14 protein-coding genes are annotated in these 26089 nt (G+C 50.9%); 5 read left to right on the forward strand and 9 right to left on the reverse strand.

Annotated features, from left to right (window positions below):
* Positions 1-19 precede the first annotated feature (19 nt).
* Positions 20-1342, reverse strand: a complete 1323-nt coding sequence (gene argA, locus LHL18_RS06390; RefSeq protein WP_226766737.1) for an amino-acid N-acetyltransferase — start codon at positions 1340-1342, stop codon at positions 20-22.
* A 245-nt stretch (positions 1343-1587) separates the two neighbouring features.
* Here argA and LHL18_RS06395 point away from each other — a divergent pair, with 245 nt between their 5' ends.
* Positions 1588-3021, forward strand: coding sequence for a hypothetical protein (locus LHL18_RS06395; RefSeq protein ID WP_226766261.1), 1434 nt, complete (start codon positions 1588-1590; stop codon positions 3019-3021).
* 59 nt (positions 3022-3080) lie between these two features.
* On the opposite strand, the gene LHL18_RS06400 is transcribed toward LHL18_RS06395, so the two are convergent.
* The 8 genes from LHL18_RS06400 to LHL18_RS06435 all read right to left on the reverse strand — a co-directional run bounded on the left by LHL18_RS06400 (position 3081) and on the right by LHL18_RS06435 (position 13984).
* Positions 3081-4307: a lytic polysaccharide monooxygenase gene (locus tag LHL18_RS06400; RefSeq protein WP_226766262.1), complete on the reverse strand. Its 1227-nt coding sequence runs from the start codon at positions 4305-4307 to the stop codon at positions 3081-3083.
* A 190-nt stretch (positions 4308-4497) separates the two neighbouring features.
* Positions 4498-6843 (reverse strand): glycosyl hydrolase family 18 protein, encoded by a 2346-nt coding sequence (locus tag LHL18_RS06405; protein ID WP_226766263.1) that lies wholly within the window; start codon positions 6841-6843, stop codon positions 4498-4500.
* A 110-nt stretch (positions 6844-6953) separates the two neighbouring features.
* Complete coding sequence (locus LHL18_RS06410) at positions 6954-8693, reverse strand: glycosyl hydrolase family 18 protein (RefSeq protein ID WP_226766264.1); 1740 nt, start codon at positions 8691-8693, stop codon at positions 6954-6956.
* Positions 8694-9072: 379 nt separating this feature from the next.
* Entirely contained in the window at positions 9073-10221 is a 1149-nt protein-coding gene (locus tag LHL18_RS06415; protein WP_226766265.1) for a glutathionylspermidine synthase family protein, read from the reverse strand.
* 6 nt (positions 10222-10227) lie between these two features.
* A complete protein-coding gene (locus LHL18_RS06420) occupies positions 10228-10854 on the reverse strand; it encodes a DUF1190 domain-containing protein (RefSeq protein ID WP_226766266.1) in 627 nt (208 codons plus the stop codon).
* Positions 10855-10864: 10 nt separating this feature from the next.
* Positions 10865-11278 (reverse strand): DUF350 domain-containing protein, encoded by a 414-nt coding sequence (locus LHL18_RS06425; RefSeq protein WP_226766267.1) that lies wholly within the window; start codon positions 11276-11278, stop codon positions 10865-10867.
* Between the two features lie 125 nt (positions 11279-11403).
* Positions 11404-13542, reverse strand: coding sequence for a 4-alpha-glucanotransferase (gene malQ, locus LHL18_RS06430; RefSeq protein WP_226766268.1), 2139 nt, complete (start codon positions 13540-13542; stop codon positions 11404-11406).
* Positions 13529-13984 carry a helix-turn-helix domain-containing protein gene (locus tag LHL18_RS06435; protein ID WP_226766269.1) on the reverse strand — a complete coding sequence of 152 codons (456 nt, stop codon included), beginning with the start codon at positions 13982-13984 and terminating at the stop codon, positions 13529-13531. The genes malQ and LHL18_RS06435 overlap by 14 nt, the downstream gene beginning before the upstream one ends.
* Positions 13985-14392: 408 nt before the next feature.
* Here LHL18_RS06435 and LHL18_RS06440 point away from each other — a divergent pair, with 408 nt between their 5' ends.
* The 4 genes from LHL18_RS06440 to pulA all read left to right on the forward strand — a co-directional run bounded on the left by LHL18_RS06440 (position 14393) and on the right by pulA (position 25914).
* Entirely contained in the window at positions 14393-17212 is a 2820-nt protein-coding gene (locus LHL18_RS06440) for a TonB-dependent receptor (protein ID WP_226766270.1), read from the forward strand.
* A gap of 98 nt (positions 17213-17310) precedes the next feature.
* Complete coding sequence (locus tag LHL18_RS06445; RefSeq protein WP_226766271.1) at positions 17311-18795, forward strand: tryptophan halogenase family protein; 1485 nt, start codon at positions 17311-17313, stop codon at positions 18793-18795.
* 255 nt (positions 18796-19050) lie between these two features.
* Entirely contained in the window at positions 19051-21939 is a 2889-nt protein-coding gene (locus LHL18_RS06450; RefSeq protein ID WP_226766272.1) for a TonB-dependent receptor, read from the forward strand.
* A gap of 21 nt (positions 21940-21960) precedes the next feature.
* The gene (pulA, locus tag LHL18_RS06455) at positions 21961-25914 is read left to right on the forward strand and encodes a pullulanase-type alpha-1,6-glucosidase (RefSeq protein WP_226766273.1); all 3954 of its coding nucleotides are present in this window, start codon (positions 21961-21963) and stop codon (positions 25912-25914) included.
* The last annotated feature ends 175 nt before the right edge of the window (positions 25915-26089 follow it).

Genomic DNA, 26089 nt, shown 5'->3' on the forward strand with positions numbered 1-26089 from the left:
TCATTAACATTCAGAGTATTTATAACGTAATCGCCAGAATCTTTGAACGGCGCTGATAGTTATACAGCTGCTTTTTCTGGGCAGGTAAATCATCGACCGTCAGCAGCTCAAAGCCGTGCTCAAGGAACCAGTGAATACTGCGGGTAGTCAGCGCAAACAGTTTGGCATATTTACGCTGACGCGCTTGCTGGATCACGGCTTTTAGCAGAATGCTGCCGCGGTCGGCATCGCGGTAATCAGGATGCACCGCCAGACAGGCAAACTCACCGACGTTTTCCTCAGGAAACGGGTATAGTGCCGCACAACCAATGACCAGGCCGTCGCGTTCAATGAGCGTAAACTGATTGATTTCCATCTCCAGCTGCTCACGGGAGCGGCGCACCAACAGGCCTTGCTGCTCCAGCGGGCGGATCAGATCCAAAATACCACCAATATCAGAGATAGTTGCCTGACGCAGTTTCTCTGCCGATTCGGTAACAATTTGCGTGCCGATACCATCACGGGAGAACAGTTCCTGCAACAGAGCGCCATCTTCATCGTAACTGACTAAGTGGCAGCGCGGCACACCAGCCCGGCAAGCGGTAATCGCAGCATGCAAAAATGCCAGCGTACCCGGGCAGGCATCCTCATCCTGCTGTTCCATTTGCAGCATAATTTTTTCTGCGGCATTAGGCATTAACTCAGCTGTTATCTCGCCATTTTCGCCAATGATGCCGCCAATTTCGCTAAAGCCGATCATCTTGTCGGCTTTTAGTTTGACAGCAACCTGAGTGGCGATATCTTCTGCTGTTAAATTAAAGCTTTCTCCGGTAACTGAGGCGGCTATTGGTCCCATCAGTACTATGCCGTTGTTATCCAACTGGCGACGGATACCGGCAACGTCAATGCGGCGTACTTTGCCGCTGTGATGATAATCAACGCCTTCATCCACGCCCAGTGGCTGGGCAATAACAAAGTTGCCACTGACTACGTTTATCTGTGCGCCCTGCATAGGCGTGTTACTTAAACTCATCGATAAACGGGCAGTAATATCAAGCTGTAATGCGCCGGCAACCTGCTTAATAAGACGGAAAGAATCATCGTCTGTTACCCGTACACGGTTATGGTAGGTCGGCTCCAGTCCGGCTTGTTGCAGTGCCGAATTAATCTGTGGCCTGGCGCCGTATACCAGTACTACTTTGATACCCAGGCTGTTCAGCAAGGCGATATCGTTAATTATGCTGCGAAAGCCTGGCTGAGTAATGGCCTCACCACCCAGCATCACAACAAAGGTCTTACCGCGGTGGGCGTTAACGTAAGGGGCAGATTGACGAAAACCGGAGACAAGTTCAGTAGTGCGCACGGGTTGTGAGTTTCCTTCTGACAAGACAAAGTACAGATAAGACATAAAGATGGCAGCAAGATGACAAAATGCCAACTGTTGCTCAGATAAAGTCGGCATTTTATGTGATTAATGGTTTTGTATCCACTTTTTAAGCATATTTATTCTGTTGGCGCTGCGGTTAACAAATAGTTGCCTCTGCAGCAGTGCTATTGTAAAACAGCTGCTAAACAGGCAATCCAACAGAATCTTAGACGGAGAACAGGATGCGCAAACAGCGACACACGGAACTCAATGACACAGGTTTGCCCTGGTTCGGCCTGGTCTTTTTAAGTGTATTTATGCTGGCCGGCATCGCAGGTGGTGTGGCTTTTTTCCGCGATGGTCAGCCTGGTGCCGGGCTGATTTTTATGGCGATGTTTTGTGGTATTGCCGGTTTGATGATGTTTCTGCTGTTGCTGGGTCATAAAAAAGCACAGGCTGAAAAGGCGATGTTGCTTGGCAATAAACCTGTAGAGGGCATTGTTAGCAACAACAAGGGTAGCTATCAGCTGATGTTGGGCATGGGAGGGCTATTTGTATTAATCGGTTTGCCGGTAAGTTATCTGGCTGTTGTAGAGCAATTACCCAAAGGCAATTATGCGGTATTGCTGGTGCTGCTATTTCCGCTAATAGGTGTCAGTTTGTGTTGGCACGGCCGCAAACAACTAAAACATTGGCAAAAGATTGGTAAAACGCCCTTTTTCCCTGACCCTTTTCCGGGTACTGCTGGTGGCCAGATAGGTGGTTACTTTATGCTGCAGCGGGGCCGGTTCGTGCAAATGCCGCAAGCGGAACTTAGTTGTCTGCATGTATATCAGAGTGGCAGCGGCAAAAACCGCACCACCCATCGGCAGTCTTTATGGACTGAAAAGTGTAGTGTATCCCGCAGCATAGAAGGTAAACACTGGCTGGTAATGGATGTGCCCGCAACCTTGCCGGCAACCGGCAAAGATGAGCGTTACAAAGGCCGCATTGAGTGGCAACTAAGCAGCAAAGGCCAGTTGCACGCTGGCAGTGAGCAGTTGGAATTCAACCGCCAGTGGACATTGCCGGTTATCGCCGGTAGCGCGCGGTGTGGCTGGCAGCCGAGTGCTGCTGAGCTTGAGTTACAGCAGCAACAGCGGCAGGTCGCGGCCTTTGATGCCGCCGCAAGTCAGATCCAGCAGAGGGTGCTGGGCAATACTCTGTATTTAACCAGCCGTGCAGGCCGGCATACTGTTGCCGCTTTATCGATGCTGTTATTCGGCGGCATTTTTACCACAGCTGGCATCTTTCTCGGTGTTGAGGCACTGCAGCAGGGCGGCATGCTCTGGCTTATGGCCCTGTTATTTGCGCCCATCGGCGGGCTGATTTTATGGTTCGGTCTATTCTGGCTTGGTCGGAGTCTGGAAGCCAGTATAGCGCCTGGCGAAGTGAGGATGCTGCGCGCTATGTTCGGTATCCGGCTGTATCAGCGCAAAGCATCACTGACTACCCCTGAGCAACTGCAGATTAAACAGACTATGGTGTCAACCAACGGCGAAGGCGAACGTACGGAATATTATCGGCTGCAAGCCGATGCCGGCGATGGCAAAACGCTGACCCTGGCCGAAGGTATTACCGGGCGCGATGCTGCCGAGGCATTAAAGCAACAAGTGCTAGAGGCATTGCTGCCTTGATTATGGCATAGCGGAAAGGCCGCTGTAGCGGCCTGTGTTTTTTGATGTCAGGTAATGCGCTACCAGCTACACAACTGGGTCCAGCTGTCATCACTGCCGGGGATGGACTGCGTCCACCAGTTGGCCTGATACAACGCATTCTGGTATATCAGCTGGTCGCCTTGGGCAGCATGATCCAGCTGGCCCTGCCAGTTAGCTTGTGGCCAGTTGGGGTAGGTATTGGCCTGCGTTAAATCGTAGCCTGGACAATTGCCGGGAGTACCGCCGCCATTGTCACCACCGTCATCAGCAGCCGGGCGCAAGTCTAGATTATAAAAGTAGCTGTGATCAGTGGTATAAGCGCGGTTGGTTGCCACATCGCTGCTAAATACCACATTATCACTGCTTAATATGCCAATTTGCAGCAGATGAGCATATTGCGTATTCACCTGTGCTGCCAGCTCTGTTGCCCAGCGCGTATTATCGATATTGCTGGCGGTGATCTGCCAGCGTTCATCAACCAGTTCCTGACCATTGGCATCAAATAACCGTAGCCGGGCATAGCCACCCACTTCAGCTGGCGTTTGCAGGTTTATGAAAGCGCCTTTATCAAACCAGGCCTGCGGTGGTGGTTCAGCGCCACTGCCTATCAGCTCGATATCAGAGCAGTTGTAAAAGCCCTCACCGACCACATCTACCCGCTGCCAGCGGGTATAAAGCACGGCCGGGCCGGTTCGGTCAGCAGGCATTGGCACCTGTAAGGTGTAATAGCCAGCCTCTGCCGGTACATCATCCTGCTGATGAATTAACTGCAGCTGGTCCCAGCTTAGCGGCGCTGCAGCGGTATCAAAGCCGGGCTTGCTTAGATAAATTTGCCAGAAGCTGGGGTTATGTGGCGTAGTGGCGCGAAAACGCAGCGTCAGTGTCTGGTTTTGGCTCAAGTCAATGGCGGTGCGTTGCCAGTCGGCAGAGGGGATATCCATACCGCTTTTATTGCTATCACCGGCAGCACATAAGCTACCGTTGGCAACAACACTTTGCACCGCTGCCATATTGCGGTAATCGGCAACATTGGCCGAGAACTCATGATGCTGGGTTAGCATATAGCCACCGGACTGCAGATAGGCTGCACGGCAGGCGGCATTGGGAATGCCGCTGCCATCTTCTGGCCACCAGTAGCCGCCATCGTCTTTGCAGATTTGCTGACGGGCTTTGGGGTATTCAACATAGCCATGGCTGTTCGCTTGCAGGCTGTTAAGCAGTGCAAAACAGGCAAGCAATATAGGGAATAGATTTTTACTTTGCATAGTCGTTTCTCTTGTTTAGGCAAGGTGCTCCGAGCCGGAACCTTCTCAGGCTCGCCACAGCGACTCGTTCGCACTAGCGTGCTCACTCAGACACTCTGTGGCGACCTGATAAGGCCCACGGCTCTCGCAGGAAAAGCATCAGAGCATAGACAGTGAGTGTTGAATGCACCGTCCAAGCACTTTTTGATTACTATAAATTACAGATAAAGCTCCAGCTGCCATCACTACCGGGCACTGAATTGGTCCACCAGTTGGCTTTGTACACGCTGCCCTGATAAGACAGGTGGTCACCGCCGACGGCATGGCTTGGTAAGCCTTGCCAATCGGTTTGCGGCCACTGCGGGTAGGGATAAATAGTGGCTGTCACACCGCCACAGCTTTCACCATTAGCATCGCCATCACCGGGCCCACCGTCACCGCTACCAATCGCCACAACGGGTAATTGTGGGTACTCTTGTGCGAAGGCGTAGTCAGCACCATTGGCACTCAGTATCCAGTTTGACGGCATTGGCATCGGCAGGTGATAGTTCAGTGTCACTGTGACACTTTCGCCACTGGCAACACTCAGATAACCAGGCAGATTAAAACGAACACGATGAAAATCGCTGCTCAGGCCGCCGATGTTATTGCCACTGGCGTTACGGCCACTTTCAATCACAGTTAAACCAAAGCCACTCTGGTCGCTGATGGTATCCGGTATCGCTGTGGGGACATCAAAGCTGATGCTGGCGCCGCCCGGGATAGCGCCTTCGCTGTGGTTGGTCAGTGTAAGTTTGGGGTTGATGGGGAAGTTTTGATCGCCCAGTTTAAAGTCACTGATGCTCAGGCGGATATCTGCCGCTTGCGTTGGCATAGTGCGGTTGGCTTTTACGGCGCCATAAGGGCTGGCATTTCTGAAGCTGTTGTAAAACTGTGTTGTCAGTGTATCACCGATAAAATACTCACCGTTGGCTGCATTCCAACCATAGTCACCAGCCAGCTCCCAGAACATTACACCACCAATGCCGTTTTCAATCACATATTGCGCTTTGGCGGCAATGCTCTGTTCAGTCTCTACCGACAGAAACACCTTTTTCTGCGCATTCCATAACCAGGGGGCGACGGCGGTAGCATCGTAATGTTCGCTGTAAGTGCCGGTCAGTTGATGCTCCGGGTTGGCCGGATCCAGGCCGTACACCGGCGCGTAGCTGCCAACAATGCCTTCAGCCAGATTCATGGTATGCCACAGCGGGTTAGAGCCGGCCGGCATTTCGCCACCCTGGGTGTTTTTATCGTGCCACAGGTTGTCTATGCCCACAGCACCATTGCCACATTTGCTAACCGTGCTGCCACCGGTGCCTGGCGGACAGGCATTCTGGTTCGGCAGAGCAGCTGTGCCCCACAAACCGTTGTTGCCGCCCTGCACATCTTTCCAGCCGCGGCTGTAGTACGGGATACCAATATTAATGCGGCCAGCCGGCATGGTGCCGCGGAAGTAATGGCAAGCCCAGTCGGTGTTGAGATAGCCAATATTCTGGTATTGCGTGGTGTTGTAGTAATTCCAGGCTGCCAGTTCTGCATCCATGCCGGTATCAAACAAAGCGGCATTGTGACCAACAAACTGGTTCCAGGCGCCATGCAGGTCGTAGCTCATGATGTTTACATAATCCAGATACTGGGTAACCTGGAATGCTTCCATGCCCCTTAGCAGATAACCAGAAGACGGCGAAGCAATAGTCAGCAGGTAGTGTTTGCCGTCTGCCGCGCCGGCGGCATCCAGTTTCTGCCGCAGCACTTTCATCAGCTCGATATAAGAGCGCATTAAGCCACCACGCAGGCTGTTGGCCAATGCAAAATCATCCGGGTTGCCTGCATCATTCATACTGGTCGGGTATTCGTAATCAATATCGACACCGTCGAAGCCATACTGGCGGATAAAGGCGACAGCAGAATCGGCAAAGGTGTTAATGCCCTGATTATTAATGCTCAGATCGCTGTTGGTGGTCATGCTGTAAAAGCCGCCGCTGGCGACACGATCACCATTGCTGTCAAAATAGCCGCCGGTCTCAGCCCAGCCGCCAACAGAGATCAGCGTCTTTACGTGCGGGTACTGCTGCTTATACTTTTGCAGCAGGTTAAAGTGGCCTCTATAAGGCAGGTTAGGGTCAAGCTCTGCACCGGCAACCCCGGGCCATTCCATGCCGGTGGCAGCGTTATTGCTGGCTGTGACATCGCCGACCGAAATCTGATTAGCCGAATTAACGTGGGCAAAAGCATAATTAATATGGGTAATTTTGTCCCACGGAATGTCTGACGCTAAATACGCCGGCTGGCCATTCTTACCATGACGCCAACTGGTAAAGTAGCCAATAATACGTCGTGGGTGATCAGGGCTGATAATTTCGCGCCCTGTAGCATCGTATACGGTGCAGTAGGGAACATTGATGCCGGGGGTTTGGTACAGGCCATCAGGCCGGCAACTGTTATCAGTAGTTTGCTGAGCAAATGCCACACCGCTCAGCAGTGCCAACAGCGGCAAAGTAGTGATTAATTTCATTGTGAGTATCCTGCAAAGGGCCGCAGCGCACGTCAGGTGGTTTAAGCGGGCAGCAATGGCTTGCCCGCTGTTTCGCCTAACCTGACAGGGTCAGACTGCGGCAGAATGGGTTATTGCTGCGGATGGCCTAAGCCTTCGTGCATCGCGTTCAAAATATGGCCGTTGTCGGCGTCTATTTCCCAGGCAAAAATACCGCCCAGCTGATGCTGCAGAATGTAGGCACCTTTTTCGCGTACCGAACGCTTGGTATCAATACTGATCAGCGTATTGGTTGCCGGGTTCCAGACATAGCTCGCCTTGGCAGTGTCATCCCAGCCTACGGTAAAGCCGTTAACGCCGTTGGCTTCCGGCCCGCCCATATAGTCGGTCTGGATCTTTTTGTAATCCATGATGCCGCGCTCCCAGCCTCCGCTGATGCCGTCACCACCTGTACCGGTAAACGGATTATTGCCACTAACGCCGCTGACATTTTGCCAGCCCCGGCCATACATAGCGGCACCGAGTGATATCTTGCCGGCAGGTACATCGCGATTTAGCAGATACTGCACCGCTTCGTGCGCGCTAAAGCCAGTAGTCGGTGAGTTAGTTGAAGGATACAGACCAGTCTGGTGGCCCAGCACTCCGTTCCAGGCGCCGTAATAGTCGTAGGTCATCAGGTTGATAGAGTCCATATACTGGGCGGCATCTTCCCAATCGACGACACTCAGTTTTTCCACACCACCGGACATCGCGGCTGCCAGCTCATAACTGCGGCCGGTTTCAGTGCTTAACGCATCCAGCGCAGCACGAAGCTCCTGCATCAAAGTGGCAAAACCTGCGCCATCCTGTGCGGAACCCAGCACTGGGTTAGCGCCACCGCCTCCGGGGAATTCCCAGTCAATATCAATACCATCGAAGAAATCGTAAGTGCGGATAAAATCGATAACTGAATCAATAAAAACCGCACGCGCTGCCGGATTAGTGCCCACATCGTACAAGGGGTCTGACAGTGTCCAGCCGCCAATGGAAGGCAAAATTTTGATATGTGGATGGGTCTGTTTCAGCCGGTACAACTCGGCGAAAATACCGCGGATTGGCTGATCCCAGACATCACCGGGGTAGCTCTTTTCCAACGCGGCGAATTTATCATGTACCACCACCGAGTAATCCGGTTTGCCAGCACATTGGCTGTTCAGCGCAGCATAGCCTTCCGGGTTGGCCTGACGCAGGCCTTCATTTGGGCCACACACCGGAATAAAACCGTAATACAGGTGTGTCAGGTTCTGCGCCGGAATATCAGCTGCATGGAAGGCCCGGCCATAAATACCCCACTCAACAAAGTAAGCACCTACTTTCTTGCCTGTCGTGTTCTGATAGGGCAGATTACTTTGCTTCAGCGGGTGTGGCCAGGCGGTCAAATCTAAATCAGTCCAGGGATCAAAGGCGCCATCACCTCCGCCATTATCACCGCCACCGTTATCACCACCAGAGCCGCCACTAACGTTAATAGTGGTGACGCTGCTTTGCGCGCATTCTTCATTGCTGCCATTAACCTGGCACAACTTTACCTGCAGTTGATAACTACCAGCAGTGGTGAACTGCAGCGTGGTGCTGCCTGTCTGCGCATTCTGGCCATTTGGGGTTAGCGCTGCAGTAAAGACAACGCTGTCATTTTGTAGCAAATACCACTTATTACCATTAGTGCCCCACCACATATCCCAGCGTACCGGTACCTGTGCACTGCCATCTTGCAGGCTATAGTCTGTCGGCATCCAGCTGATCACCGGTGCATTTGGGGTGGCGGCATTCACGCCACCTGCAGCAAGTAGAAGACTAACTCCTACGTACTGCATAACTTTTTGTTTAAACATAACTTCCTCCAGTTTTGTCGCTTATATTTTTTTAGTCGTTATTCATTGCTTTAAGCGCAGACAACCTAAAATTGCGTTGTCAGCTACTGCATTATTTCCGCCTTGCCTGCCCGGCATTACGGCTCCCTGTTGTTTGGAAAATAAGCGGTACTGACTATGGCAAAAATGACAGCGTTGTCAAAAAACTGTCTTAAGATTTAAATGATATTTTTATGATCTGGCGTTAAGCTATTGAAACTTGAAAGTAAAATTATGCAGAAAACTGTCGGCTTGTTTTACACATTTTAGAGCCGGATTAACCTGAACAGGTAAAAGTGTAAATAATGCTGCAGCAACTTGTAGGTAGCCGCAGCGGTCGGATCGGATAATGCGGATGCTGTTATCCGAGAATAAGGTGGGGCAAAAAGCGTGAACTATCCTTGGTGATCAGGCTGCTGTCTTCGCGGATGCAGATACCTGCTGCAGCGTCGCCGACAACCCAGCTGCCAATTAGCGTGTAGTTACCTGCAAATTCCGGCAACGGCGCTAATTGTTGGCGGATATAGCCACTGTCTGTATAAGGGCCGCTTTGTGTCAGGCGTTTGCCACACATATCAACCAGTTCGATATTTGCACCTTCACGCGAAAACAAAGGCTTACGTACCCAGCCAGGTTGTAATGGGCCGCCATCATCAAAAAACGCTGGTAACAGGTTGGGGTGGCCCTGATACTTTTGCCACAGCAGTGGCAAAATACCTTTGTTCGATAATACCGATTTCCATAGCGGTTCGATAAACTGGGTCTGACTGGTTAAAATTGTGCCGGCGAAATCTTCCTGCAGCATAAACTCCCACGGATAGAGCTTGAATAAACCCTGCACCGCAAAGCCATCCAGATCAACCAGTTGGCCGTCGATTTCTCCGAGTTGTTCCAGCGGTATGTAGCGGCAGTCAAGTCCGGCCTGTAGCGCAATATCCATCAGATAGTCGACTGTGCCTTTATCTTCAATACTTTCTGCCACACTGGCAAAGTAAAACGGCTTAGGCAAGTTAAGTTCGCTAAAGGCCTGTTGCAGCTTGTCCTGCAGTGAGTTGAACTGGTCGGCACCCTGGGGTATTGCCCCGCGCATCAGTTGGTCTTCCAGCCATACCCACTGAAAAAAACCGGTTTCGAACAGTGACGTCGGTGTGTCGTAATTCAGCTCCAGCAGTTTAGCGGGGCCGCTGCCGTTGTAGCTGAAATCCATCCGGCCATACAGGTGCTGTTGCTGGCTTTGCCAGCTACCGCGAACGGCATCCCAAAACTTTTCCGGGATAGCCAACTGTGCCAATTCCTTTTCATCCCGGACAATATCAGCGACTAAATCCAGCGCCATCTGGTGTAGCTCTTCGGTTGGCTCCTCCAGATCGCGCTCTATTTGTTCCAGGCTGAATTGGTAATAAGCGCTCTCGTCCCAGTACGGCTCGCCGTCGAAAGTATGAAAATTAAAACCCACGCTCTCGGCAAAAGCTTTCCAGCCTGGTCGGGGTGTGCTGCTGATCCGCTTCATCGTTGCTTAACCGCCATAGCTACTGGTATTGCGGCTGGCAGCCTGAGCACCAAAGCCACCGCGGCGGGCCAGCATTGCTGGCTTCGGCTGCACAGCTGATGGCCGTATGCTGGCAGGGCCGGGCTGTGTCGCTACTGCGGTATTAGTGGCCGTGCGGAAGGTTGTGCGGTCATCGCGTGATTTATACAGCGGCTGGCTGGGTACCGGGTTACGGCTGGCGCTTGCTGTTTGCTGTGCCGGGTTGGCAGTCATACCGCCGCGGTTTAGCATTTGGCCGGCCATAAAGCCCATCATCATTGGCATAAAAAAGCCGCTGCTTTGCTGGCTCTGCTGCTGAGGTTGCTCTGATGTATTGGCCGCCAGAACCGGAGCGGTTTCGCACTGGCCGCTACCAAAATCGGCTTCGCATTCAGTCTTGCTGCTGTAACGCGGTGCTACCTGAGGGTGTAGGGCTTTGGCCTGTTCAAAAGCCGCTTTACATTCGGCGGGTGGGTTGTAGTATGCCGCACATTCATCCGGCGTGTTAAATACCTGCACTTCGACCGGTTTCTCGCCACAACCAGCCAGTATCATGCCGGCAGCAGGCGCCATCATAATCAGGCGGGCAGTTTTACTGCGTTTAAAGGTTGTCATTTCTGGCTCCTTAATATGTCATCGCGGCAGCATTGAGCATACCAATGGCAACTGAACAACAGGCAGAAAAGAGACCTGCGCTGAGCTCGCCGTCACGAATACGTTGCGGCAATGGTTTGAGCGCAATGCAGCTAAAGAAAAAAGCAATAAGCTGCACGACAAGTGCTACTGCACCCCAGATCGCGCAGTCCAGCAGCGACATAGAATGCGTTATAGCACTGGCCAGTGGCCAGGCAAAACCGAGCAGCGCGCCGCCAAACGCAATGGCTGCTGCGGCGTTATTTGCCCGGATCAAACCAAACTCGTCGTGCGGCGTTACCCAGCTGTAAATTCGGATAAACAGCAGCAGTAAGATAACAGCCAGTGCGAAATAGGCTGCGAAAGCGGGTAAACCGGCTAAAGAGGTCAAAGCGGTATCTAACATACTGGGCCCTTCGAAATTAAGACTGCGCTGATCCTGCGCAAAAGCGCACATTTTTACAAGTCTTATCGCCACTGATGTTGCTTAAATGGAAAAGCCGCGGTCAGCGCGGCTTTTGCTTTAGGATGTTATTGTCGTGCGGTGCGTATTTCACTGATCATCTGCTGTACATCAGGCTGCTGCAAAATAGCATCAATATTGTCGCTGAGTTTACGTCGCCAGTTCGGGTATTCGCTGCTGGTGCCCGGGATATTAACCGGCGTTGTCATTTGCAGTAAATCTTCCAACTGGAAGGCAAACAGCCTGGCTGGCTGGCTGGCAGTAAACAAATGGCTGGCACGGATAAGCTGGCTGAAGTTACCTTCTTCAAGCTGCAGTTTGTCCCGCATCAGCTGTTTTTCATCTGTACGCAGTTGATACAGGCTTTGTGCTACCTGCGGGTTGGGGAACAAATCCAGCTGATGGCGTAGTGCCAGATCATATTCCTGCCAGTAACCGACCATGGTAGGCATGTCATGCGTGCTTACTGTGGCAAGGGCGAGTTCTGGATACGTCAGAGCGGCGTGATCGTAGCTACCGGCTTTTTGCTCCAGCATAAATACGCGATAAGACAGTACCTGATATTGTGCCATCAGATGGCTGATCTCAACCGGCACTGTGCCTAAATCTTCGCCGATAACCACACAGCTGTTACGCTGGCTTTCTAACGCCAGAATGGCAAATAAATCGGCGGCCGGAAAGCGGATATAAGCACCGGCAGTGGCATCGGCACCGAGCGGACAACACCATAACCTTAGCAGCGCCATAACATGGTCTAATCGCAGTGCGCCGGCATAACGCATATTGGCCTGAATCAGCTGAATAAAAGGCTGGTAGGCTTTCTGACGCAAGGTTTGTGGGTTATACGCCAGCAAGCCCCAGTTCTGGCCTTTGGGTGCCATAATATCTGCCGGTGCCCCCACGCTTAAATCCAGCAGATAATCTTCCGGTGCGCCCCAGCTTTCAGCACTGCTGCGGCTGGTACCTACTGCAACATCACAGTACAGGCCTATCGCCATACCATGTTGGTGACATAAGCGTTTCACTTCAGCCAACTGCTGCTGCGCCTGCCACTGCAGATAAAGCTGCAGTTCAATCGCATCGCTGTGTTCACGGGCAAATGCGGCCACTGCTGCGCTTTGCGGGTCCTGCAGCTCAGGCGGAAAACTCTGCCAGGCTGCCATATTCCAGTCCTTTGCAAACATCTGGCCTTGTAATACCTGATGTATGGCTAGCTGGCGTAAGCTGTCACCGCTGGTCGCAACAAACTGATGATACTGCTGCGCCCGGGTGGTATTTTTTGCCAGATGTTGCTGCTTGAACTGTTGCCACAGCAGCTCTGCAACGCTTTTTTTCAGTGCTGCAACGCCGATATAGTCTACATCGCTGCAATTGCGCAGCTGTTGTAACTGCTGCTGAAAGGTTTCACTGGCGACCAGCTTTTGTGCTGCGTCACAGTGTTTGTATTCATCGGTATATTCCAGCGCAACATACTGGGTGTTTAACCATAACCGGCTGTTAGGGCTGTATGGGCTGCAATCTTGCGGCAATTCAGGGTATAGCGCATGCAGTGGGTTCAGCCCAATAAAATCAACACCTTGTGCAGCAAGCGGGGCTACCATTTGCTGCAAATCGGCAAAGTCCCCCAGGCCCCAATTGCGCGTCGAGCGCACAGCATACAGTTGAATAGCCGGGCCGAAAGTTTTATGCAAAACCGCTTTGTCGTGCAGCTGAAAACAGCGCTGTGGTGTGATAATTAATTGCTGGCTGTACTGTTGGGTGCCATTACTCAGCTGCAATTGGTGATACCCAAGCGGCAAGCTGACATCCAGTTTCATCTCTGCCAGCAACACTTCACCGCGGCTGGTAGGCTGGCGCACACTGATATCACTGGCAGCGATACTCAGGCTACCGCTGAACTGCTGCTGTTCTTCGGTGATAATCTGCCATTGCCAGTCACTGACTGCTTGCTGTTGCAACTGTTGCAGGCGCAGTACAACTGGTTGATCCTGTTGACAGACATTGACCGGTGCAACGACTTCAAACCAGTGTTGCTCACTGAGTTGGCTAATCTGTTGTTGTATTATTTCGTCGCCGGACAGGTCATAGCCCATGGCTTGTAAAATAGCCTGCTGCTTATCCAGACCAATCACTTCGGTATGGCCTTGCGCATGTACATAGCTGTCTTGCAGCCCCGCCAAAACAGCGAGTTGCTTAATTAGTTCCATAATTCACCTGTAACACCGGCCGGGAAAAGCCGGATAAAGGATGGCATCTGCTTACGGCCATCATCTGTCTGCGTTGACGAAATATACCCGGAGAACAGCCCTGCCAGCTTTTAAATGCTTTCTGAAAGCTGCTTTGTTCTTCAAACCCAAGCTGGAAAGCAATCTGCTGCAAGCTCAGGCTGGCATCCTGTAAATACTGCTGCGCCAGTGTATGACGGCAGTCAGCGAGCAACTGGCGAAAGCTGCTATCAGTGCAGCGCAGTTCACGCTGCAAAGTGCGGCAGCTCATATTCAATGCGCTTGCAGCGTCACTTAGCCGGGGTACCCTGGGTAGTTGCTGCATTATAAACTGACTAAGTTTGTGCAGCATGGCGTGTGATGCTGCCTGTCGTTTGCTGTGACAGCTGGTTTGCCTGCTGTCTGTGACACTCTGGTTTTTCATTGGTTGCTCCGCGCGGTAACAAAGCAAAACCGCAGATCGCTTCAGGTTGCCATATGGTGGTGCAAGCATAAATCAGCCTCTGCCATTTATTAAACCTGCTGCATACGTATGCAGAGAAAATTTAATCTATTCTGTTACCTGATGAGCTGAATTTGTTTGCGGTACGTAATATGAACATCGCGGCTTAAGTTGGCGCTAACCCCATAAAAATAAAGGCGCCCACTATTGGTGCAATGCAGGTAGGCTTTGCGCCACCTTCGTGCAAATTGTTCAGTATGAATACGTATTCATATTGAGCTGTTGCCCTAATAAGTTTAATAAATACGCTAAGACAAAAGTCTGGTTGTACTGCTCCAGTTGCGCTTACAGCTGACAGACGACACAAACAACACACCGGGGATGAAGGACATGAATAAATTTAAACTCAGTATGCTGACGCTGGCTATAGCTGCTGGCACAGGTAGCAATGCTATTGCTCAAACAGCTGAACAAGCCACTGCGGATGAGCAAATCGAAGTGATAGCTGTTACTGGCTATCGTGGCAGTCTGCAAAAGGCGCAGGCAATCAAGATGAGTGAAAACTCTATTGTTGAAGTGTTATCAGCGGAAGATATCGGTAAGCTGCCGGATACCAGCGTTGCAGAATCTCTGGCGCGATTACCAGGTCTGGCCGGTGAGCGCCGTAACGGTCGTACCAGCGGTTTATCTGTGCGTGGCTTCAACGAAAACTATGTTGGTACGTCATTGAATGGCCGTGAGCTGTTAGGTATGGGTGACAACCGCGGTGTGGAGTACGATTTATACCCTTCTGAAATTGTTTCCACAGCCATCGTTTATAAAACGCCTGAGGCTAGCCTGATGGCGCAGGGCATTGGCGGTACTGTAGACCTGCAAACTATTAAGCCTTTAGCAGCAGAACGCACACTTGCTTTTAACGGCAGCTATGAGAAGAATGATCAGGATTCAGGTAACCCGGACTTTGATAACACCGGTCACCGTTTGTCGTTCAACTATGTTGATAAATTCCTGGATGACCGTTTAGGTGTTGCGTTAGTGGTTGCATCTCTGGAAACCCCGCGGCAGGAACAACAGTTCCGTGGCTGGGGCTATGCTGGAGCTAATCCAGACCGCGCTGCAGACGGCGTGACGGTGCCAGACGGAACCGTCATTCTGGGTGGCCATGATTCTTTTACCCGTTCAGCAATGCTGGAACGTGATTCTATTGCCTTGGTACTGGAATACATTGTAAACGATCGCTTAAAAGCGACATTTGATGCATTGTACATCGACTTTAATGAACAGGACGCCCGTCGTGGTCTGGAAGAAGGTGGCGCGGAATGGGGTACTGGTGCTTACACCATTACCGGCGTTGATAACGGCCTGGTTACTTCTGGCTATTATGATGGTTTCTATTCTGTAGTACGCAATGACGTGCGCGAGCAAGATGCAGACCTTAAAACGTTTGGCCTGAACCTGGAATATCAAATCAACGATAACTGGAGTGGTCAGTTAGACGTATCTACCGGTAAAGTGACTAAAACCATCACTGATATTGAAAGCTACTCTGGCGTTGGCCGTGCTAACACACCTAACCGTCCTATCACTGCCCGCTCTTGGGTTATGACATCAAATGGTGCCTTTTATTCTGATCATCCAACCATAGCGCCGGTCGATTTAACCGATCCAAGTTTAATCCGCCTGGCTGGCCCGCAGGCTTGGGGTGGCTCACTAAACCCTGTTACTGACTTTCAGAACGTACCGGGTTTTGGTCCGGATACTGCGCAAGATGGTTTTGTAAACAATCCAGACTTTGAAGAAACACTGGACAGCGTGCGTTTGCAAGCAAATGGCTATGTCGAGTGGGGTATTTTCAATGAGCTCGAGCTCGGTGTGGTTCATAAGAAACGCAGCAAAACGAAGATTAATAATGGTGCATTCTTAACCGCGAACGATTGGCCAGATGCCAGCCCTATTCCGAATGTACTGGGTGTGGCAGATTTAAGCTTTATCGGTATAAACGGTGTTTTAGCTTATGACAGCCTGGGTTTATACAGAAGCGGTTTTTATACTTCTACTGACGCCGCTCTGCTTGAAAATGGTCGTTATGGAGATACTTATAGCATTGATGAAAAGCTGACTACGCTATACGGTATGTTGGATATCAGCACTGAGATTGGCGATATCGCTGTTACCGGTAATGTCGGTGTGCAAATTGTCAGGGCAGATCAGCAAGGCGATGGCTTTAGCGCTACGACTAATGCCCAAGGCTTTACGCAGGCAGTACCTGTATCTGCGGGCACCGATTACACTGACGTGTTACCAAGCCTGAACCTGAGCTTTGAAGTGGCTGACCGCCAGTATGTTCGCACCAGTTTATCGAAAGTGATGAGCCGGCCACGTATGGACGATATGCGACCAAACTCTCAGGTTACCTTTGCTTTTAACGACAATAATATTCTGGACGATGACCCGCTGAATAGTGCCTGGGGTGGCAATGGCGGTAACACTGAGCTTAAGCCGCTGGAAGCAGATCAGTTTGATTTATCGTATGAGAATTACTTCCACGACAATGGTTTCTTTGCTGCAAGTTTCTTCTTTAAAGATTTGAAAAACTGGCACCGCAATATAACCCTGATCAATGACTTTTCATCTAACTATATTCCCGGGTTCCATCAATCGTCTGATGCAACCGGCAATTTACCGCCAGCGACGTTCCTTGGTCGTTTAGATATCCGTCAGGATGGCTTACAAGGCTTTGTTCGTGGCTATGAGTTCCAGGCCAGTATACCGTTTGACATTATTCACGAGGCTCTGGATGGCTTCGGTATAGTAGCCAGCGCAACCTTTATGGATGGTAAGTTAGACGATGGTGGCCGGGTACCGGGTTTGTCTGAAGAAATTTACACTCTGACGGCATATTATGAGTACAAAGGTTTTGAGTTCCGTATTTCAGGGACCAAGCGTGATGAGTTCCAGACCGAAGAGCGCGGTTTAAGCTTAGCTTTGACACCGGTAACCCGTCTTGGCAATGAGCTGTGGGATGCACAGATTGGCTATGATTTTAGCGAGTCTGGCATAGAAGCGCTGGATGGTTTACGCGTAACGCTGCAAGCTCAAAACTTGACTGATGAAAAAGATGTGACCACAAACGGTGCTGACAACCGCCAGATAGTCACCTATCAGAGCTATGGCCGTAACTATATGTTAGGCTTAAACTACAAGTTCTAAGCTTGGCAGCTTCTGAGCTGTAAAGCGCTCAGATTTACTTACTAACAGCCCAACCAAGCGTCATCTGGTTGGGCTTTTTATTGGTTAAAGGTGCAGCGATGCAAACTGTGCGTAAAGTCGTTATTTTAGGTGGTGGTACATCAGGCTGGATAGCGGCAGCGTTATTGAAGAAAGTGTTGGGCGCTACTATCGATATAGTGTTAGTCGAGTCTGACAGTATTGGAACTATAGGCGTAGGCGAAGCGACTATACCGCCAATTCGTTTACTGAACTCCGTACTTGGCATTAACGAAGCCGAGTTTCTACGCGAAACCAAAGCGACCATAAAGCTTGCTATTAAGTTTGATAACTGGCGTGTTCCGGGTGAAGGGTATTTTCACACTTTCGGTGCACCGGGCAAAAGTCTGGCGTTTTGTCAGTTTCATCATCTGTGGAAGCGGGCTCGTCAGCTTGGGGATACCACTTCGCTGTGGGAATATGATTTAAATTACCTTTGCGCACGTGACGGAAAATTTGCACCAATAACGGCTAAAGATACCATTCTTGAATTGCCTTACGCGTTTCACTTTGACGCTGGCCTGTACGCACAGTATCTACGTAAGCTGAGCGAGCAGTGGGGCGTGCAGCGTATCGAAGGCCTCGTCAATGACGTTATGCAACATCCAAACGGTGACATTAAAAACCTGGTATTGGATGGTGGGCGCGAGGTTAGCGGCGATCTGTTTATTGATTGTTCCGGTTTTCGCGGATTGCTTATTCAACAAAAGCTGGGTGCTGGCTATGATGACTGGAGCCATTGGTTACCTTGTGATCGTGCTGTCGCTGTACCCTCTGAACGGTTTGATAAAACCTTACCTTATACCCGTGCTATTGCGCATAGTGCTGGCTGGCAATGGCGTATCCCGCTACAACATCGCAACGGCAATGGATTGGTTTACAGCAGTTCTCATTATACAGAGCAACAAGCAGCCGATTTATTACTTGGCAACTTGGATAGCAAAGCTCTGGCTGATCCTAAATTTATTCAGTTTAAAACCGGTCGGCGGCGTAAACAGTGGCATCGGAATGTGGTGTCAGTGGGTTTATCCAGTGGCTTTCTTGAGCCGCTGGAATCTACCAGCATCCACTTGATCCAGTCTGCGGTGGTACGCTTGCTGCAGTTATTTCCGCATCAGGGCATAGTGTCGTCTCAGGTTGCTGAATATAACCGGCAGTCGCAACTTGAGTTTGAACAGATCCGCGATTTTATTATTCTGCACTATCATGTAAACCAGCGCACAGACAGCCAGTTCTGGCGTGATATGCAGCAGATGACAGTTCCTGACAGTTTACAGCGAAAAATACAGATATTTGCTGCTAATGGTTCGTTATTCAGGGAGCAAAACGATTTGTTTCTGGAAAGCTCCTGGCTACAGGTGATGATGGGCCAGGGGATAATGCCAAAAGATTATCACCCTATCGCTAATAGTTTTACTGAGCAGAAGCTAAAAGAAATGTTGGCTCAGTTTAGGGCTATCAAGCAACAACCGTTGAGCAAATTGCCTTCACATGATGAGTTCCTGCAAAAAGTCTGCGCACAGTAAGCACACAATAGGCTGCGATTGACATAGTTTTCGCTAACCCTGAAACGTTCCTTAAGCAGTGTAAGGCTTTGCCTGCACTGCTTTATTGCATTTCTGTTTCCCGCTGCGCTGTTTTGGCGCGGCTGAATACGTATTCATATTGCACCCTGCCCCAATAAGGTTAATAAATGAACACTGATAAAGCAGGCTGCAAGTGTTCATGCCAGTTGCATGGATCGCGCAACCAACAATAAAAAACAAACGGGGATACAGGGCATGAATAAGTTCAGGCTTAGTCTGCTCACGCTTGCTATGGCAGGGGTGGGTAGTCTGGCGTGTTCTGCTGCTGCACAAACGGCACAGCAGGCACCACAATTAGCAAATCAACAAGCAGCAGAAGATAATGCCGCTTCCCAGCAAGCGTTAGACAGCGTTGAAGTAATTCAGGTACGTGGCTTTGCCAGCAGCCTGTTCCGCTCGCTTGATGCCAAGCGCTTTGGCGATACCGTATCAGAAACCATTTCCGCTGACGATTTAGGCGCCTTGCCAGACGTATCGATGGCCGATGCGCTGACACGCTTACCCGGTATTTCCGCGGTACGTACCGGTGGCCAGGCGGCTGAGATTAATATCCGTGGTATGTCGGGTGGTTTTGTATTTTCTACCTTAAATGGCCGCGAGCAGGTATCCACCAGTGGCAAACGGAATATCGAGTTTGACCAGTACCCATCAGAGTTAATCACATCTGCAGCAGTATATAAATCGCCAAAAGCGTCACTGATTGAAGGTGGCGTGGCCGGTACTGTTGAGCTGCAAACCGCCAGCCCGCTGCGCAACGAAAAACAGCATACTTTTACCGTTAACGTGCGGGGTATGTACAACGACCGCGCAGACGAAGTGCCTGATGGCGTCGACTTTGGCCACCGTTTCAGTATGTCTTATCAGGGTAAGTTTCTGAATGATACCTTAGGCTTTGCTGCCGGCTATGCCCGTTTGTATCAGCCCAGTGTGGCGACTCAATTTGTCGGGCTGGCCTATAACGGCCAAAAAGACACCAATGACGATGGCGTTAATGAATACATCAGTGAAGGCTTTGAGCTACAGCATAAAGGCGGTGAGGAAACGCGCGATGGTTATATGGCTGCGCTGGAGTGGACGCCGCATGATGCCTTTACCTTAAAAGCCGATGCGTTTTTATCCAAGTTTGATAAAGAGGCGTTTGCGCGCGGCTTCCGGGTGAAGTTTGGCGGCCCGACGGCTGCACTTGGTAACCCGGTATTAAATGGCAGCTCGGTGATTGGCGGTACCTTCAACCGCACCGGCAGTAGTTTTACCCGGGTTGAAATTGTTAACGATGACAACCGCGATTTTGACGAAGTGCGCAGTTTCGGCATCAACGCTGACTGGGATGTGACCGATACCGTAAATCTGGCGTTTGACGTATCGCACTCTTCAGCCAAGAGTGATTTCCGCAACGGCCTGTTGTGGTCGCTGGTCGCCGAAGATGCCAATGCGGCTGTGCCGGTATTGGATACCAACGTATCAATATCTTATCTGTTAAATGGTCTTAACTTGCCAAGTGTCGGTTTTAACCAGGCGGCAGCATTTTCAGATATCGATAAAGTCATGCTGAGCAAATATGGCATTTATCCGTATGTGAACGAAGATGAAGTGACCGCCTACCGTTTCGATGCTAAATGGCAGTTGGAGATGCCGGTCGTGACATCACTGGAAGCCGGTGTGCGTTATTCCGAGCGTACTTATAAGAACGACCGCTCAGTGTTTGAATATGGCAGCGATGGCGCCTTTTTAACATCACAACCACCGCTTAAGCTGACCGACGATATGGTGGAAGTGGTGAACTTTAGCGGTGACTTTGGCATTTACCCGAGCTACCTGTCGATTGATTTGGATAAGGCGCTGGCGGCCTGGTTTCCTGATGGTGTACCACAACCGGTACAGACCTGGGGTAGCGGCAACCCGGACGTTCTGGAGTCGCAGTTTAACCCGACGGGGCCTAACACTGCCTGGTCAGTGTTAGAGAGCGGCGAAGTCTACGAAGATGTGCTGGCTGGCTACGTTATGGCCAACCTGGATGCGGAACTTTTTGGCATACCGCTGACAGGCAACTTTGGCGTGCGTGTGGTGCAAACTGACCAAAGTGCTACCAACCTGGCAGATGTCAACGGCGATGTATTACGCGGCGCACAGAATCTTACTGACGAAGCCGGTTTGGTAAACGGCCGTTATGCCCCGGGTGTGCTGGGTGAAAAATACACCGATGTACTGCCGCAACTGAACCTGAATTTTGGCATTACTGACAATTCGCAAATCCGTTTTGCCGCGGCTAAAGTCATGTCGCGCCCACCGATTAACCGGCTGGCATCCAATACGTCTATTAACATCAGCGACGACGGCGAAATAACCGGCTCCAGTGCCAACAGCCCGTTTTTACGGCCGTTTGAAGCAACACAGTATGACTTATCGTACGAATACTATATCCCGTCTGGCGCTATCGCCTTTGCATTGTTTTATAAGGATATTAAGTCGTTTGTGAACGATTTTACTATCCAGCAATTTGATTTTGCTGCTGCGGGTTTTGACGTACCGGCAGAGATTATCGATGAAGACGGTATACCGCGAGCAACCTTTAACGGTGCTTTTTCAACAGCTGTCAATAACGGTGCAGGCGGGTATATCCGAGGTGCTGAGCTGGCCTTTACCAAGGTGTTTGATTTCTTACCCGAGCTTTGGTCAGGCATGGGGGTACAAGGCAGTTACTCCTACACCGAGAGTGAAGTCAGCCTGATTAACAGCTTAGGTGGTGAGCCGATAGAAACCACTTTTGAAGGTTTATCACAGGATGTGTTTACCGGCACAGTGTTCTGGAACTATCAGGGCTTTGATGCCCGTATCAGTGCCCGTTACCGCTCGCCTTTTGTGTCGTCGCAGGTAGGTATTGATGAGCAGATCACCAACTTCGACAGTGAAACGGTGATTGATATGCAAACCTCATACGACCTTAACGACAACTTTAAGGTGCTGTTTCAGGTGAACAACCTGACAGACGAGCCCACCAAGAGTTATTTCGGTGACAAAGCGCAAACCGGCACGCTGCAATTCTTTGGCCGCCAGTTTTATCTCGGCGCGGTTTACACCTTTTAAGCGGATTATGGAGCAAGAATAATGACGATAATGATAAAACTGCTAAAGCCCGCGTTGTTGCTGCTGGCGCTTAATCTGTTAGCGGCTTGTGGCGGTGGCGACTCGACAAAACCCGGTGAAGTATTACTGACCTGTAATGTACCGCAAATACCCAATGCTGCCGGTACAGAGTGTATAGACCCGCCACCGATATACTGCCCGCCACCAACGGTACCGGACGCTGCTAACGAGAGCTGTATCATCGGTAAAGACCCGAATGCACCGGTGCCGTCGGTCATGGCTGGCCCGAACCAGGCGATATTGTTTTACAAGCGCTCGGGTGCTTATGAAGGTTACCGCCTGCATACCTGGAATAACGAAACCTGTGACGCTTATCAGCCATCATCACTGGCATCCTCGTGGGATAACGGCTTGGTTCATGATGGCGTTGATCAGAACTATGGTGCGTACTGGATTTTAGATTTGAAACCAGGCTATGCCGGCACTGCAGGTGCCTGCGGCAACTTTATAGTGCACATTGGCACCGATGATGCTGGTAAAGACCCGGGGCCGGATATGCAGATGCCGCTGTCGCAGGAGGATCCTGAATTTGCCCGTATGAACTGGATTTTCTCAGGTGTGAACGGTGTGTTTGAATATCCGGTGGTATCGCTTGGCGTATCAGTACAGGGTGCTGCCGCACACTGGATTGATCAGAATACCTTTATCTGGAATGCCAGCCTTGACCCCTCTGCCCGGGTGAAACTGCATTATTCAGCAGAGGCAGATTTGGCCATTGGCCGTAACAGCCAGTTAAACGGCAGCAGTATAGAGCTTATGCCGGTCGATTTGACCGATGCGCAAAAAGCGCTGGTACCGCATCTGGCAGATAAACCCGCATTCAGCGCTAATTTTACTGCTGACGAAGCCAAAGCCATGCTGAAAAACCAGCTGGTGCTGGCAGCGAGTGATGTTGAAGGCGAGCTACTGGCCGCTACCTGGGTGCAGGCAGCAAAAGTGCTGGATGACTTATACACCAAAGGTGATGCTGATGCGGACGAAGCGACATTGGGTATTCAATATCAGGATGGCAGTATTATTGCCAGTGTCTGGGCCCCTACGGCGCGTAGCGTAAACCTTAAGGTGTATAACGCGGCTAAAAGTCTGACAGCTACCCATGCGATGACAGCAGACAGCGCAACCGGAGTTTGGCGTTACAACGGCAGCAGCGCGCTGGACCGGCAGTTCTATCGCTATGAAGTGACGGTATATCACCCTCTGACCCGCAAAGTGGAAACTATTGAGTCGACAGATCCCTACTCACTGAACGTGTCGTTAAATGGCCGTTACAGCCAGTTTGTTAATCTCGCTGATGCCGACTTAGCGCCCGAGGGCTGGGCAGAGCGCACTGTGCCAACGGTTGCTAAACCGGAAGATATCGTTATTTACGAAGGCCATGTGCGCGACTTCTCTGTTCGCGATCAGAGCGTCACCGAGGCGAACCGCGGTAAGTATCTGGCCTTTACCGAAACTGACTCGGTGCCGGTGCAGCACCTGAAAGCGCTGGCTGACAGTGGCTTAACCCATTTTCACCTGTTGCCGCTAAACGATCAGGCCAATATCAACGAAGATACCAGTAAGCGTATTGCGCTTAGCGATACTGTCGCTAAGTTATGCCAGCTGAAAGCCGATGCGCCGGTATGCGGCAATACCGATGCAAACACAACCTTGTTATCACTGCTTGAAAGCTACTCACCTTTTGGTGAAAAAGCACAGGAGTTGGTGCAGGCGATACGCAGCATCGACGGCTTTAACTGGGGCTACGATCCACAGCACTTTATTGCACCTGAGGGTAGCTATGCCTCTAACGCTGAAGGGGTGGCCCGCATAAAAGAAGTACGGGCAATGAATAAGGCATTGAATGACCTGGGCCTGCGTACCGTGCTGGATGTCGTGTACAACCACACCAGTGCATCAGGCCTGAATACCACGTCGGTGTTTGACAAGATAGTGCCGGGTTACTACCACCGCTATAACGAAACCACGGGTGCGATAGAACGTTCTACCTGCTGTGAAAACACCGCTACTGAACACCGTATGTTTGATAAGTTTATGCAGGATTCGTTACTGATCCTCGCGCGTGACTTTGGTTTTAATGACTTCCGCTTTGACATTATGGGCCACTCACCCAAAGCCAGCATTCTGGCAGCACGTGATGTAGTGCGGGCGTTCGATCCTAATGTGTACTTCTACGGTGAAGGCTGGAACTTCGGCGAGGTTACTGATAACCGCTTATTTGTGCAGGCCAAGCAAATTGATATGGCGGGTACAGAGGTTGGCACATTCAATGACCGCCTACGTGATCCGGTGCGCGATGCTGTGTTGTTTAGTGATAATGCCAGTGAAGAAAACCTGCGTAAGCAGGACCTGATCCGCATAGGTCTGGCCGGTACATTAAAAGACTATGTGCTGGAAAGTTATCAGGGTATTGCCGGCCCGGCATCGAGCTTTGGTGGTGCTGGTTATGCGGCTGATCCGGCTGACATTATTAACTATGTGTCCAAGCATGATAATGAAACCCTGTGGGACAAACTGCAATATGGTTTGAACGCCAGCCTGACAACAGCTGAGCGCGTAAGAGCGCAAAATATTGCTATAGCCATTCCGCTAATGAGCCAAGGCATTCCGTTTATGCAGATGGGCAGTGATATGCTGCGATCTAAATCGATGGACCGCGACAGTTACGATTCCGGTGACTGGTTTAACTATGTCGATTTCACTATGCAAAGTAATAACTTTGCAGTTGGCTTGCCGCTGGCAGAGAAAAATGCCGACAACTGGGCCGCAATCGGTGAAATTCTGACCAATCCCAACGCTAAGCCAGCAGCAGATGATATCCGCTTTGCCAGTGAGGTGTTTAAAGAGTTTTTAAGCATCCGTGCCGGCAGCCCTTTGTTCCGCTTAACCACAGCGCAGGATGTGATAGACCGTGTTGGCTTTCATAATATCGGCAAAGGCCAGACACAGGGCTTAATCGTGATGAGCCTCGATGACGGCATAGGGTTAACCGATCTTGACCCGGCATACGATGCCTTAGTGGTGGTGATTAACGGCACCTCGCAGCAGCAATCCCATACGGTACCTACTGCTGCCGGGTTCGATTTACACCCAATACAACAAGCGTCGGCAGACACTAACGTCACCACGGCCAGCTTCAGCGCTGGTGTCGGTGATGGCACCTTCACCGTGCCGGCTTACACTATGGCGGTGTTTGTTAAAGCGCAGGGTGCTATGCAGGGCGAAGGCCTGGCGGCAGATGCCACCAGTGGCGCACCGGATATTCCGCCTTATGAAGCGACAACGGTATTTGTACGCGGCGCTATGAACGGTTGGGGTGAGGTCGATACCTTCAGCTACGAGGGTGACGGTATCTACATGGCGACAATCGATATTGCTGCAGGTAACTACGAGTTTAAAGTAGCCTCGGCAGACTGGTCGACAGTCGACTTCGGTGCTGGTGCTGATGGCCAGGCAGTAACACTTGGCCAGGCAAAAACACTGGGCCGCAGTGGTGCAAACCTGCAGCTTAATCTGGTAAACAGTGCGACTTATGTGTTTGTATTAGATGCCAATAATAAAGATGCACCGCTACTAACGGTACAAGAGTTACCACCTTACGGTGTTGACACTGCAGTGTACTTAAAAGGCAGTATGAATGGCTGGTCCAACAATAGCCCGATGATGTACGCCGGCGGCAACATTTACTCGATAGATATCAGTCTGGATGCGATACCTTATGAGTTTAAATTTGCTGATGCTAACTGGGCGGCGATTAACTATGGTGCTGCCAATGGTGCCTTCACACTGGGCGAGGCCAAGGCGCTGGAGTATAACGCGGGCAACTTGTCATTGAATGTGACAGAGGCTGGTACTTACCGCTTTAGTGTCGATGCGACCGTGCCGGATGCACCGGTGATGACGATTATGAAGTTGTAATAGCGCTTGACGTAAAAAGCCGCAGCCTGACTGCGGCTTTTTTATTGCAGCCATTTGTTAATACTGCTCATTGAAGCAGAATCAGTTTGCGCTAAGCCAACCGTCTCAGCCCTGGACGGGCTGAGAGGAGCTCCCAGGGATGGGTTTACAGTGTGTTGGTGTGAGCAAACTGATG

The sequence above is a fragment of the Rheinheimera aquimaris genome (assembly GCF_020531985.1).
GTDB lineage: Bacteria > Pseudomonadota > Gammaproteobacteria > Enterobacterales > Alteromonadaceae > Alishewanella > Alishewanella aquimaris.